The organism is Prochlorococcus marinus str. MIT 9107, assembly GCF_000759855.1.
Lineage (GTDB): Bacteria > Cyanobacteriota > Cyanobacteriia > PCC-6307 > Cyanobiaceae > Prochlorococcus_A > Prochlorococcus_A marinus_N.
Window position 1 is genome coordinate 122639 of sequence record NZ_JNAI01000001.1, and the last position, 13912, is coordinate 136550.

The 13912-nt window shown below is 32.5% G+C and carries 12 protein-coding genes; 7 read left to right on the forward strand and 5 right to left on the reverse strand.

The window, feature by feature from the left end; genetic code table 11:
- Positions 1–4: 4 nt before the first annotated feature.
- The gene (locus EU92_RS08085) at positions 5–1363 is read left to right on the forward strand and encodes a ClC family H(+)/Cl(-) exchange transporter (RefSeq protein WP_032513211.1); all 1359 of its coding nucleotides are present in this window, start codon (positions 5–7) and stop codon (positions 1361–1363) included.
- A 10-nt stretch (positions 1364–1373) separates the two neighbouring features.
- Here the strand turns inward: EU92_RS08085 and purU are convergent, their stop codons facing one another.
- Positions 1374–2228, reverse strand: a complete 855-nt coding sequence (gene purU / locus EU92_RS08080; RefSeq protein ID WP_032513212.1) for a formyltetrahydrofolate deformylase — start codon at positions 2226–2228, stop codon at positions 1374–1376.
- Positions 2229–2276: 48 nt separating this feature from the next.
- Here purU and EU92_RS08075 point away from each other — a divergent pair, with 48 nt between their 5' ends.
- A complete protein-coding gene (locus EU92_RS08075) occupies positions 2277–3359 on the forward strand; it encodes an FAD-dependent oxidoreductase (RefSeq protein WP_032513213.1) in 1083 nt (360 codons plus the stop codon).
- Here EU92_RS08075 and dnaK read toward each other — a convergent pair.
- Positions 3356–5263 (reverse strand): molecular chaperone DnaK, encoded by a 1908-nt coding sequence (gene dnaK, locus EU92_RS08070; protein WP_032513245.1) that lies wholly within the window; start codon positions 5261–5263, stop codon positions 3356–3358. The genes EU92_RS08075 and dnaK overlap by 4 nt on opposite strands.
- 117 nt (positions 5264–5380) lie before the next feature.
- Here dnaK and EU92_RS08065 point away from each other — a divergent pair, with 117 nt between their 5' ends.
- Entirely contained in the window at positions 5381–6241 is an 861-nt protein-coding gene (locus EU92_RS08065; RefSeq protein ID WP_032513214.1) for a shikimate dehydrogenase, read from the forward strand.
- A gap of 104 nt (positions 6242–6345) precedes the next feature.
- A complete protein-coding gene (gene rpsF / locus EU92_RS08060; RefSeq protein WP_032513215.1) occupies positions 6346–6807 on the forward strand; it encodes a 30S ribosomal protein S6 in 462 nt (153 codons plus the stop codon).
- Between the two features lie 11 nt (positions 6808–6818).
- Here the strand turns inward: rpsF and EU92_RS08055 are convergent, their stop codons facing one another.
- Positions 6819–8027 (reverse strand): argininosuccinate synthase, encoded by a 1209-nt coding sequence (locus EU92_RS08055; protein WP_032513216.1) that lies wholly within the window; start codon positions 8025–8027, stop codon positions 6819–6821.
- A gap of 284 nt (positions 8028–8311) precedes the next feature.
- Between EU92_RS08055 and EU92_RS08050 the strand changes: the two genes are divergently transcribed.
- The 3 genes from EU92_RS08050 to EU92_RS0108690 are packed head-to-tail and all read left to right on the forward strand — an operon-like array spanning position 8312 to position 9906.
- Positions 8312–8590: a DUF3134 family protein gene (locus tag EU92_RS08050; RefSeq protein WP_032513217.1), complete on the forward strand. Its 279-nt coding sequence runs from the start codon at positions 8312–8314 to the stop codon at positions 8588–8590.
- Positions 8574–9650: a phospho-N-acetylmuramoyl-pentapeptide-transferase gene (gene mraY / locus EU92_RS08045; RefSeq protein WP_032513218.1), complete on the forward strand. Its 1077-nt coding sequence runs from the start codon at positions 8574–8576 to the stop codon at positions 9648–9650. The genes EU92_RS08050 and mraY overlap by 17 nt, the downstream gene beginning before the upstream one ends.
- A 10-nt stretch (positions 9651–9660) precedes the next feature.
- Complete coding sequence (locus EU92_RS0108690) at positions 9661–9906, forward strand: hypothetical protein (protein WP_032513220.1); 246 nt, start codon at positions 9661–9663, stop codon at positions 9904–9906.
- On the opposite strand, the gene EU92_RS08040 is transcribed toward EU92_RS0108690, so the two are convergent.
- On the reverse strand, positions 9840–11249 hold the full coding sequence (locus tag EU92_RS08040) for a glycosyltransferase (protein ID WP_032513222.1): 1410 nt from the start codon (positions 11247–11249) through the stop codon (positions 9840–9842). The two genes, EU92_RS0108690 and EU92_RS08040, sit on opposite strands and share 67 nt — an antisense overlap.
- A gap of 200 nt (positions 11250–11449) precedes the next feature.
- Positions 11450–13912, reverse strand: a 2463-nt coding sequence (gene uvrA / locus EU92_RS08035; protein WP_032523503.1) for an excinuclease ABC subunit UvrA, incomplete at its 5' end; no start/stop codon positions are given.

The window sequence follows — 13912 nt, forward strand, 5'->3', positions numbered from 1 at the left end:
GATTATGCCAAACCTCATAAAAGAAAATCTTCAAAAAACCAGTAATAATTCTTCTCGTAGCATTAAAAAATTATTAAAACAAAGATCTTTCGTCGTTGCATTTTCACTCTTATTAACAGGTTTAGGAGCTTCAATTACAAGCATATCTTTTAAAACTGGAATCTACTTTATTAACAATTGGAGATTAGCACTATTAGACCAATTCCCATCTTTTACAGTATTACCAATTTTTGGAGCTGTAGGAGGTGCTCTTGCAGGATATTTGATCAAAAATATTGCACCTGCTGCAAAAGGTTCAGGTGTGAGTCAAATCATGGGGTTCTTGAGGCATAAAAAAGTGCCAATGAATTTAAAAGTAGGATTAGTAAAGCTCATATCAGGAATTATCGCTATTGGTAGTGGATTCCCTTTGGGTCCAGAAGGGCCATCCGTTCAAATGGGAGGATCAGTTGCTTGGCAAATGGCTAAATGGCTCAAAGCTCCTACAGCCTTCAGAAGAGTAATAGTAGCAGCAGGTGGTGGTGCTGGCATAGCTGCAGTTTTTAGTGCTCCATTAGGAGGGTTTATTTATGCAATAGAAGAGTTATTAAACTCTGCAAGACCAGTAGTTTTGCTATTAGTATTAATTACAACTTTCATCGCAGATTCATCTGCTGATATTATTCAAGCCTTGGGTTTAGATCCTAAAGCTGGAGGCTTTGATTTTAACCTTGGATTTTTGATTCAAAAAGAATATGACCCATCAGTTTTTTTCTTACCTATAGATTTTATTTACCTAGTTCTACTAGGAATAATTATTGGGATCTTTGCAGAATTGTACAGCAGATATGTTTTATTGATGCAAAATCTTGGGAAAAAGTGGTATAAAAATAAATTTGTTTTAAAAATGAGTATCTGTGGACTTATTTTAGGAAGTATCTATTCTTTTTTACCCAGTACATTTCATAATTTAGATGAATTACAGAAAATAATAGCTGAGCAAAATACAAGTATTGGAATTGCATTACTAGCAGTTTTAGTATTATTTGTCACAACAGGTTTAGCTGCAGCATCTGGAGCTCCTGGAGGATTGTTCTATCCAATGCTTACTTTAGGAGGGTCAATCGGACTAATAATGGGGAGCTGGGTAGAGATTGGAACAGGGCATGCTCCGAGTACATACATCTTTGCCGGCATGGGAGCTTTCATAGCAGGATGTTCGCGAACCCCTATAACAGCTATGTTTTTAGCTTTTGCCTTAACAAAAAATTTATTAATAATGAAACCTGTCTTAATCAGCTGTATTGCCAGTTTCTTAATAGCAAGAGCTTTTGATGAAGAATCAATCTATGAAAGACAAATACAAATAGAATTAGAAGACTAAGAAATTATTTTCAATCAAAAACAGCAGTTTTACTGTTGTAAACAAAAACTTGATGATTTAGATGTAATCTAACCGCTCTTGCTAGAGCTATTCTTTCAATATCTCTTCCTTTTCTAATCAAATCATCTACTTCATCCCTATGACTAACATTAACTGTGCATTGCTCTATTATAGGGCCTTCATCAAGATTTTCAGTAACGTAGTGAGCAGTAGCACCGATTAACTTAACTCCTCTTTCCCATGCTCGATGATATGGTTGAGCACCCTTAAATGCAGGTAAAAAAGAATGATGAATATTTATTATTGAAGAAAACTTTTTTAAAAAAGAGTCACTCAAAATTTGCATATATTTGGCTAATACAACAAGATCAATTTCATATTCTTTTAGTAAATTTAAAAACTGATATTCGACATCAGATTTATCAATATTAAAGGTATCAATATGGACAAATTTTGCATTAAAGTCATTTGCAATGTTCTCAAGTTCAGAATGATTTGAAATTATTAACGGCACTCTCATTTTGAGTTCGCCATTTCTTACTCGCCAAAGTAAATCGATCAAACAATGATTTTGTTTGCTCACGAAAATAGCAACATTTGGAATCTCATCAGAATAATTTATGTTAAATTTTCCATTTACTTCAACTGCAATTTTTTCAAATTCATTATAAATTTGATCTCTATTAAAAGATGCATTTCTAGTATTCCATTCAATTCGACTAAGAAACAAACCAGCAGCTTGATCTGTATGATGATCAGAATGCTTTATATTTCCACCGTAATTTGAAATCCAACTTGTAAGTAAACTGACAAGGCCAGGACGATCGGGACAAACAATTTTGAATATAATTGAAGGATGTTCCAAAGAATCTTAAACTTTTTAATCAAATAAGCAGGCATATCTAATATATCAATGAAAAGCTTAAAAGAAAATTTTCAAAAAGGACACATAGTTATTATTGGATCGGGAATTATTGGAAAATTTAATGCCTTAGAATTATCAGAATTAGATTTTAAAATAACAATAATAGATCCAGCTCAATACAAAAATAGTAGCAATGCAGCTTTAGGCCTGCTCATGGGTAATATGTATCAAAAAAGGAGAGGTAGAAGTTGGGATCTAAGAAAACAAAGCATTGAATTATGGCCAAAATGGATTAAATTTCTGAAAAAATTTAATTATGAATTAAATATTGAAAAGCCATTAATACAACTAACTAACAAAGAAGAAAAGTTTAAAAAATTAGAGAAATTTATTCATGCAAATCATGATCTAAACTTACGAATTTTAAAAAGAGACTCAATATTTATCAAGAATATAAATAAGGCCTTCCAAACAGAAAATATTAAAGGAATGATTTCCTTAAATGATGGAAGAATAAATGCAACTTTGCTACTTAAGACATTAGATAAATATCTAAAAAATAAAAAAATAAATTTTTTAGAAGAAGAAATAATAAAAATTAGAAAATCAAATAATCAATGGATTTCTATAACGAGGAGCAATGAAGAAATCAAATCTGACGTAGTTATTTTATGTAATTCTCTGAAAGCGGTTGATTTAATAGATAGCGTATCTAACAACATCAAATTAAAACCTGTTTTAGGTCAAGCTATAGAAATTGATATAAATGATACAAACGTTAATTTATTATCACTTCCAAAACAATTCAATATAGATGGTAAAAATATAATTCCAAAATCTAAAAATAAGCTCATTATTGGTTCAACTGACGAATATAGTACTAATCCAGAAGAAAATATATTCGAAAAACTCACAAATTTTCTTGATAAAAAACCAATTTGGCTTACCAAAGCTAAAATTTCTAAAAAATGGTTTGGAATAAGATCAAAACCCGATGGGGAACCTTCACCAATAATGAGAAATTTAGAAAATGGATTAATTATATGTACAGGTTTTTATAAAAATGGTATTTTACTTGCTCCAGCTTGCTCTAAATGGGTTGCTAACGAAATTAAAAATTACCTTTCTTAATCTTTTGTTTCAGTAAAGTCAGCATCAATTACATCATCTCCTCCTTTTTCATTTGATACATTCTGATCAGGTCCACCTGCTGAGCCAGGAGAAGGAGGCTGATTTCCGGGTTGCTGATAAACCGATGAACCAACTGCATAGAGCTCTTGCTGAAGCTCTTCAAGAAGTTTTTTCATTGATTCATAGTCTTCTTTTGATATTGCCTCTTTCAAGGCATTACTTTTTTCTTCAACTTTAGACTTTGCTGCAGAATCGATTTTATCTCCCAATTCACCAAGTTGCTTTTCTGTCTGATATACGAGTGTTTCAGCTTGATTTTTTAAATCAATTTTTTCTCTTTTTTCTTTATCTACAGATGCATTTGATTCAGCATCTTTTACCATTTTTTCTACCTCATTATCAGATAAAGTAGAAGCACCGGTGATAGAAATGCTTTGTTCTTTACCACTTCCCTTGTCTTTAGCAGTAACACTAAGAATACCGTTTGCATCAATATCAAATGTTACTTCAATTTGCGGAACGCCTCTTGGAGCTGAAGGTATCCCATCCAATCTAAAAGTTCCTAAACTTTTATTATCAGAAGCTATTTCTCTTTCACCCTGCAATACGTGAATTTCTACATTTGTTTGACCATCTACAGCAGTTGAATATGTTTCAGATTTCTTTGTAGGAACTGTAGTATTTCGATTTATCATTTTTGTCATAACTCCCCCTAAAGTCTCTACGCCTAAAGAAAGTGGAGTCACATCAAGCAATAATATATCTTTAACTTCTCCTGCTAAAACTCCTCCCTGAATCGCAGCTCCAACAGCTACTACTTCATCAGGATTAACAGTTTGATTTGGTTCTTTACCTATTATTTTTTTAACTAAATCTAGAACAGCGGGGATTCTGGATGAACCTCCAACCATTACAACCTCATCAATTTCACTAGTAGAAACTTTTGCATCACTTATAGCTCTTTCAACTGGAGTCTTGCACCTATCAATTAAAGAAGCTGCTAATTCCTCAAACTTTGCTCGAGTTAGATTCAAGTCCAAGTGTTTTGGGCCTTCGGGCGTCGCTGTGATAAAAGGTAAATTTATTTCACTTTGAGTAGCATTTGAAAGCTCAATTTTTGCTTTTTCAGCTGCTTCAGTCAGTCTCTGTAGAGCTTGCTTATCCTGTCTAAGGTCAATTCCCTCATTTGACTTAAAAGTACTTGCTAAGTGATCTACGATGCATCTGTCAAAATCATCCCCACCAAGATGGGTATCTCCCGAAGTAGAGAGAACTTCAGTTACTCCATCACCAGCTTCAATCACTGAGACGTCAAATGTTCCTCCCCCTAAATCAAAAACAAGAATTTTTTCATTTTCTTTATCTAAACCATATGCTAAAGCTGCAGCAGTTGGCTCATTGACAATTCTAAGAACTTCTAAACCTGCAATCTTTCCTGCGTCTTTTGTAGCCTGTCTTTGAGAGTCATTAAAATAAGCTGGAACTGTGATTACAGCCTGTGTAACTTTTTCACCAAGGTATTTACCTGCATCATCTGCTAACTTTCTTAAAACTTGAGAACTTACCTCTTCAGGAGAAAACTGCTTATCCAAAATAGGACATTTTAATTTGACACTTGAACCAGACTTTTCAACGGAATAGCTAACTTCTTTAGATTCTTCATTAACTTCATCTACTCTCCTACCAACAAAACGCTTTGCGGAATAAAAAGTATTTTCAGGATTCATAACAGCTTGTCTTTTTGCTATTTGTCCAACAAGCTGATCTTGATTTTTTGTATATGCAACAACTGATGGAGTAGTTCTGAAACCCTCAGCATTTGCTATTACAGTGGGTTTACCACCTTCCATTACAGCGACACAACTATTAGTTGTTCCTAAATCGATTCCTACAACCTTACCCATGGGTAAATTCTCATATTTAATATTCTCCATAATCGGTCATCGGCGTCATTATTGTTACTCAATAACGGGGTGTGGTTCCCGAACAGGCCGTTATTTTTTAAGAAAAAATTTCTAAACATGATTTCAAGTAAGACATCTTTTATTGCATTAATCGGCAATCCAGTAAGCCATTCCTTGTCACCAATTATGCAAAATGCTGCCCTTCAATATTTAGGCTTAGATTTAATTTATATTGCTATACCTTGCAAGGATGAAGATCTAGAATTGGTTCTGCATTCTTTAAAAAAAATTAATTGTAAGGGTTTAAACATTACTATTCCCCACAAAGAAACAGTATTTAACCTTTGCAGTGAGATTACCCCTATTGCTAAACAACTGAAAGCAATTAATACTCTTAAATTGAATTCTGAAAAAGAATGGAGCGCAACTAATACGGATGTAGACGGATTTATTTATCCATTAAAAACATTAAACTTAACAAAAAAACAATCGATGGTTCTTGGCTCAGGTGGCGCAGCAAGATCTGTTATTCAAGGATTAATAAATTTAAATCTTTCAAAAATTTCAGTAGTATCACGTAACAAATCATCACTAGATGAATTAATAAAAAATTTTAAAAGTCAAATTAAAATTCAGGGTTTATCAAGTAATGATAATCAAGCTCAAAATTTAATTGAAGAAGCAGACTTAATTGTAAATACAACACCAGTAGGAATGAAAACAAGTAAACATAACATGAATGTATTGCCCTATGGGGAGGCTTTTTGGAGATCTCTTAACTCGAAAACAATTATTTATGATTTAATCTACAATCCTGCTCCAACTCATCTATTGAAATTTAGCGCTAAAAAAGGATGCATGACTATCGATGGTTTGCAAATGCTTGTTGCACAAGGATTGAAATCATTATCATTTTGGACAAATGGTTTAGAAGTACCTTTTCATATTATGAATGACACGCTAAAAAATTATCTTTAAAAAAATGATGCTGATTTCCAAGGAACTGCACATCATGATGTATCGTAAAATATAAACAGACGCTCATCAAATCAATTTATGAGCCAAAGACCTCGTCTGAAACTATGAACGATCAACAATCCTATTACGAAACTATGTACATCCTCCGCCCAGACATTGCGGAAGATGAAGTGACCAATCACATTGATAAATACAATAAACTTTTAGAAGAATTTGGCGGTACCATCCTTGATAGTCAAATGAGGGGTAAGAGAAGATTAGCCTATCAAATAGCAAAACATAGAGAAGGAATTTACGTCCAGCTAAGTCATCAGGGAGATGGACAACATATTTTCAAAATTGAAAAAGCAATGAGACTAAGTGAAGATGTAATAAGGTACATGACCGTTAAACAAGAAGGACCTTTGCCAACCCCAAGACCTTCAACTAAGAGTTCAGCTCAAGCAGAAGATAAAGATAATCCAGAAACTAAAGTTGAACCTACAGAAAAACAAACGGTATCAAGTGCTGATAGTTCAACTTCGGAAAAAGCTGATACTGAAATCAAAGAAAACACAAAATCATAGACATTATTAATCTATTGTTTTTGATTTAATTCTGCCCATATTTTGTTAGACATACCCCACATATAAATAAAACCCTCTGCTAAAGAATGATTAAAAATATCATCTTTGCTATAAGTTGCCAAATCTTCCCTATAAAGTGAATTATTTTCAGACATTCTCCCAATTACTATTGCGTTTCCCTTATGTAATCTAATCTTTACTCTTCCATTGACTGAAGTTTGAGTCGATGAAATAAATGCATCTAAACTATCTTTAAGAGGTCCAAACCAAAACCCTTGATAGACTAATTGCCCCCATTTTTTTTCCACTATTCCTTTAAACTCGACGACATCTGGGTTTAATGTAATGCTCTCTAACTCTTTGTGAGCTTTGATTAAAAGTAAGAGGCCAGGTGTTTCGTAAATCTCTCTACTCTTAATTCCTACTACTCGATCTTCAATCATATCTATTCTTCCAAAACCATATTTACCAGCAAGATCATTAGCTTTTTGAATAATCTCTACTGGAGTTAAAAATTCATCATTAATTCCAACTGGAAACCCATTTGTAAAGACAATTTCTATATCTTGAGGGGAATCAGGTGAATTATCAATTGATGATGTCATCGCAAATATATCTTCAGGTGTTTCTTGCATTGGGTCTTCTAAAATACCCGCTTCAATGCTCCTACCAAGTAAGTTAACGTCTATTGAATATGGAGATTTTTTTGATACTGGTGCAGGAATACCAAATTTTTCTCCATACTCTATTGCCTCTTCTCTACTCATGTTCCACTCCCTTGCAGGAGTAATTATTTTCAAATCAGGTCCTAAAGCATTAATTGCCAAATCAAATCGAACTTGATCATTGCCTTTACCAGTGCATCCATGAGCTACTGCATCAGCATTAATCTCTCGTGCAATACTTACGAGATTTTCAGCAATTAAAGGCCTTGCAAGAGCTGTAGATAAAGGATATTTATCTAAATATAATGCATTTGCTCTAATAGCTGGAAAGGCGAATCTCTCAACAAAACTATTAACTAAATTACCGACGATTGATTTAGATGCACCAGAATTTAAAGCTTTTTGTCTGATAAGATCTAAATTCTCGCCTTGCCCAAGATCTGCTACAAAAGTAACCACTTCTGAAATTCCATATTCATTCTTTAGATATGGAATACAAACGCTCGTATCTACCCCGCCAGAATACGCTAGTACAATTTTTTTTACCTGCTGCATCTAAATTTGCTCCATAAATTTAAATTTTTGACGTAATTAAGAATTTGAAAACTTATTAAAAACTAATATTATTGTAACTAAAAGAGCTGGGCCAAAAACTAGTAACAAGAGAAGAAAGTTATTAATTATTAAAACATTAGGATGCAAGTATCCAAAAAGTTTAAATAATCCAGACAGCAACAATGAAAGTAGCCAGATAAAAAAGTATTTTAAATTTCCTTTATCAAACAAAGTTTTTCGTGTGCATCATTATGTATTATCTTATATATAGAACATACCCTTTAATGGACTCAAATAAACTAAAACTAAGATTAGACGATATTTCTGAAGTCAATCCTGCTTTAACTTGCTACCACAGAAATGATCCAGCTCCTGTTTTACCATTAAGAGATGAGCCTGATCTACTTTCTTGGCTTGAAAACACAGGAAGACTTGTTACTGAAAAAGAGGGAGATTCCCAAGAGATTAGTACAATAGAAGAAGAAGAACTTTCAGCACTTATGGGAGAAAAAGAAGATTACAAAGCTGAAGAAGATCCTTCAGAAGATGATTGGGAAGATTAAAAAGTTTAACTTTAAATCATTATTAATATTAAATACTTTTTCTCTAATAGTTACTTCCTATTTTTTTAATAATTTTATTTTTATAGGAATTTACACATTATTTTTTTTTATTTCTTTATTTGCAACAAAGAATGGTTTAAAAATAATCAAAAAATTAGATTTACTTCAAAATATTAGAACTGAAGGCCCTCATAATCACTTTAAAAAAAGTGATACCCCAACAATGGGGGGGATTTTTATGATAACCCCTTTTTTGATTTTTCTTTTAATAATAACTTTAAAATTAGGCTCCTTAGAATTATTTCTTTTATTACTTACAATTTTAGGTTTCTTTTCTACAGGATTTTTAGATGATTATTTAAGCATCAAAAACAAAGAAAACACAGGCTTAAAAACAAAAGATAAATTTATCCTACAAAGTATCATCTCGATAATTTTTATATTTTTAGCATATGAAAAAAATTTAATAAATCCATTAATTATAGTATCTGACTCCTGGGGAATAAATATGAATATTTTCATATTGCCCATTTCATTTTTAGTCCTTGTTGGAATCAGTAATTCAGTAAATTTAACTGATGGACTAGATGGATTAGCAGCTGGATGCAGTGGGATTGTCTTTTATGGATTAGGAACAGAAATATTAATGAAAGAACAGCAAGAGCTTATTGTTTTTAGTATTTTATGTTATTCAATGTCCGGCATATGCTTAGGATTTCTCAAATATAATAATTATCCAGCGAAAATATTTATGGGTGACACAGGATCTTTAAGTATTGGAGCAATTCTAGGCTCTATAGCGTTATTAACTAATAGCGTTTTTACCTTATCTATTTTCTCAGGAATTTTTATTATTGAATCTTTATCAGTAATAATTCAAGTAGGGTTTTTTAAAATTTCAAAAAAATTATTTCTCAGAGGTAAACGCATTTTTTTAATGGCGCCACTACACCACCATTTTGAACTTAAAGGAGTTAAGGAACAAAAAATAGTTGAAAATTTTTGGAAAATCAACATTTTACTTGTAATTTTAGGTATAGTTTTAAAAATCAACCTTTAAAAAATTTGTTATGAGTTTTTTTACATGGAAAGATAATGGATTAACAAGTGACTGTTCAAGTCTTGATGCAATGGCATCAAGATTTGAAGAAACAGCTAACTTATTGAAAAAACTATCCAAGAAAGGCTTCAAACTAAAGAAAAAGCATAATAATCAACTAATTCTTCATCCTGATCCAAAAGTATTCGATCAATGGGGTTTTATAAGTGAAGAACTTCCTTTTAAACAACTCTGTTTAATATCAGATGAAGAATAACTATTTGGGCTTGAAGAATGTTCTTTGAGTATTGATAAATAATTTTGCACATGAGTGTTCCAACTAAAATGTCTATTAACACCCTCAATTCCATTTCTGCTCCATAATTTCCACTGATCGCTATTTGAAATTCCTTTTTCAAGAATAACTTTCAACTTATTAATATCAGTAACATCTACTAGAAGTCCATTTTCACATTTTGTGCAAATTTCTTTTGGTCCTCCATCATTTGTTGATATTATTGGCAATCCACATGAAGAAGCTTCAAGAAGGGTTAATCCAAAAGGCTCTGTTAAAGCTGGATTTACAAATACACCCCCTCTGCTAGCAGCCCACCTATATAAAGCGGGAATTTGACTTGGGAGATGTTTTTTAGGATAAGCTACCTTTCCATACAAATTATATTTATCAATCATTTCAAAAATATTATGAAATACATCTTTTTGTTGAGGATCAAGTTTTGAAGTGCTATCTCGACAACCCAAAATCAAAATTAAATTAGTTTTTCTTTTTAATTTTTCAGATTTTCCATATGCCTCAATTAAAGAAGGAATATTTTTTCTTCGTACAGCTCTAGATATAGTCAATAATGGAGGTTTTATAGAATCCTTCAGGAAAGGTTTCATCATATTGTCAATTTCAGCTGTCTCTGTCGTCGAGTGAATATGGTGAAACTTGTTATGATCAACACCGGGTGGAATAACTTTAGCTTTATGAAGTGAAAAAGAAGAATATTGAGAATATTGATAAACTGACTCTTGTTTAGTGCTTGTAACAACAATATCTGCAGACTTTAAAGCTTTTTCTTCTGCATCAATTCTTTTGCTTATGGAATAAAGCTTTTCAATTTGATTAGTTTTTAAACCAGTATCAAGCAATTTCCTCTTTTTTTCTCTTCCTAATGAGTGACCAGTAAAAATAAGTGGAACGTTTAGAGATTTACTAAGTTTAACTCCTACATATCCAGCATCTGCATAATGTGCATGAATAAAATCAGGCTTATTATTTTTTTCATAATAAGAGATAAGGCTTTCAGTTAAATCATCTAAATAAGGCCAAAGTAATTCCTTTCTTAAATATTTATTAGGTCCAAATTTAAATCTTAAAATTCTAACTCCAGGGTCTACAAATTCTTCTTCTTGAGAATATTCATCGTCAACTTTAGAATCGTTTATTAAACGAGTAACTAAATCTACTTGGTCAACATCCGAAGTATTAGCCAAGCTTTTAACTAACTCTAAAACGTATTGTGTTTGCCCTCCAGTATCTGCATCCCTTCCTAATTCAAGATTCTTGGAACGTATGAGACCATGTAAATGTAAATGTAAAAATTTAATCCTCATTCAGCAAATCCTCAGATCAAACGCCTTTAATACAAATAAGCTGAATTTCTAGAGTAAATATTAAGAAAGCATTATGATTTTAAGTTTTTTAATCCAAAAGTTTTTCAAAAAGCAGTTACAGACATGAATTATCGTCCTTTAAAGAGAACTTTAGTTTTAATCAAATAATTAAAAATAAAAAGAAATACAACAAAGATTTCTTATTTGAGAACTTTTTTCAGATATTTTGCTGTATAGCTTGTGGGATGTTTAGCTACATCTTCAGGAATACCTTCTGAAATAATTTCGCCACCTTTATCTCCTCCATCAGGTCCTAGATCAATGATCCAATCAGAACATCTAATTACATCTAAGTTATGTTCGATAACAATTACAGAATTCCCTTTATCTACCAAGCGTTGAATTACGTCCATTAATTTATGAACATCATAAAAACTTAAACCTGTAGTTGGTTCATCAATCAAATATAGAGTTTTTCCAGTAGCCCTTTTAGATAATTCTGTAGCCAACTTAACTCTTTGCGCCTCTCCACCAGACAATGTAGGAGCAGGTTGGCCTAATTTGACATATCCTAAACCGACATCTACTAATGTAGATAATCTATCCGCAGCTTGCGGTATAGCAGAAAAAGTTTCTGCAGCTTGTTCAACAGTCATCTCTAAAACATCAGATATATTAAAACCTTTATATTTAACTTGAAGAGTTTCCCTATTAAAGCGAGCACCTTTGCATACTTCACATTGAACATACACATCAGGTAAAAAATTCATTTCTATGACATTAACTCCCTGTCCTTTGCACGCCTCGCATCTTCCTCCTTTCACATTGAAACTAAACTGACCAGCCTGATAACCCCTTGCTTTGGCTTCCACTGTGGCAGTAAATATCTGCCTTATAGGATCAAAAGCGCCGGTATAGGTGGCAGGATTTGATCTTGGTGTTCTCCCTATTGGAGATTGATCAATAACAATAACTTTATCAATTGCCTTTATACCCTTTAACTCTTTAACACCTTGAGGAAAAGGAACTTTTAATCCTAGAGAATGACACAAAGCAGGATGAAGCAATTCATTTATCAATGTACTTTTACCACTTCCACTTACACCAGTTACAGAAACTAATCTTCCCAAAGGGAATTCTACAGATATATTCTTTAAATTATTTTTTGAACAATTATTTAAAATTAAGCTTTTTTTAACAGACGATCTTCGTTCTTTTGGAGTAGGAATCGACTTCCTACCACTAAGATAAGCTCCAGTTAATGACCTATCTGATTTCAAGACATCTTGATATGATCCTTTAGCAATAATTTCACCACCATAAACACCAGCTCCTGGACCAATATCCACTAAATAATCTGCAGCTTTCATAGTATCTTCGTCATGTTCAACGACAACTAAAGTATTTCCTAAGTCTCTTAAGCTTTTTAATGTTTCTAATAATCTATCATTGTCTCTCTGATGTAAACCAATACTTGGCTCGTCTAACACATATAAAACACCCGTAAGACCTGCACCTATTTGCGTAGCTAATCTAATACGCTGAGCCTCTCCACCAGACAAAGTCATTGCTGGTCTATCTAAAGTTAAATAATCTAAACCTACGTTAATTAAAAACTTCAAACGTAAACGAATCTCTTTTAGAACCAATTCACCTATCTGCTTTTGTTTTTCTGACAAAGATATCTTTTCATTATTAGTCAGACCTATTCCCATGATTCGCTCGACATGAGTCAAGGTATCAGAAACACTTATAGAGGTTAAATCGGTTATGTTGTATGGACCAAGTTTTACTGCCAAAGCCTCAGGTCTCAATCTTTTTCCAAAACATGTTTTGCAAGGTACTAACTCTAAATACTTTTCTAACTTTTGTTTAACAGATTCTCCATTAGCTTCATTCAATTGCCTTTCTAGTATTGGTAAGATTCCCTCAAAAGGCCTTTCAAAACCACTAGAAGTTTTAAAACGACTATCAGCTTGAATTAATATTGGTTTATCTGATCCTAAAAGTAAAACTTGTTTTTGCAAATCACTTAAATCTTTCCAAGGAGTTTTTAATTCAAAACCATAAGCTTGACCTACAGAATATAGTAATGAAAAATAATAAGTATTATCTTTTTCGCTCCAAGGAGCAATTGCAGCATAAACCGGTAATGTTTTATCTGGTATAACTCTATCTGAAGTAAATTTTTTTAAATAACCAATCCCATGACAATCTTGACAGGCACCATATGGGCTATTAAAGGAAAATAATCTCGGAGAAAGTTCTTCTACGATAGAACCATGTACAGGGCAAGCATAATTTTCTGAGTATAATTTTTCCCTCTCTAAATTAGAAGGCAAATCTTCTCCTTTTTTTGGAACAACTTCTACTATTGCTAAACCATCACCTCTTTTGAGACAAGTTTGTAGAGAATCATTCAATCTTTCTTGTATTCCATCTCTTGCAATTAATCTATCAACTACTACCTCAATATTATGAATTTGATTTTTATCTAATTCAATACTATCAGCAAGTTCTCTTACCTCGCCGTTGATTCTTACCCTAGCAAATCCCTCAGCAGCTAGTCCACTTATTAATTTTATATGTGTCCCCTTCTTCCCTCTTACAACAGGAGCCAACAATTGGTATCTCGTACCTTCTGGCAATAGAAGAATTTGATC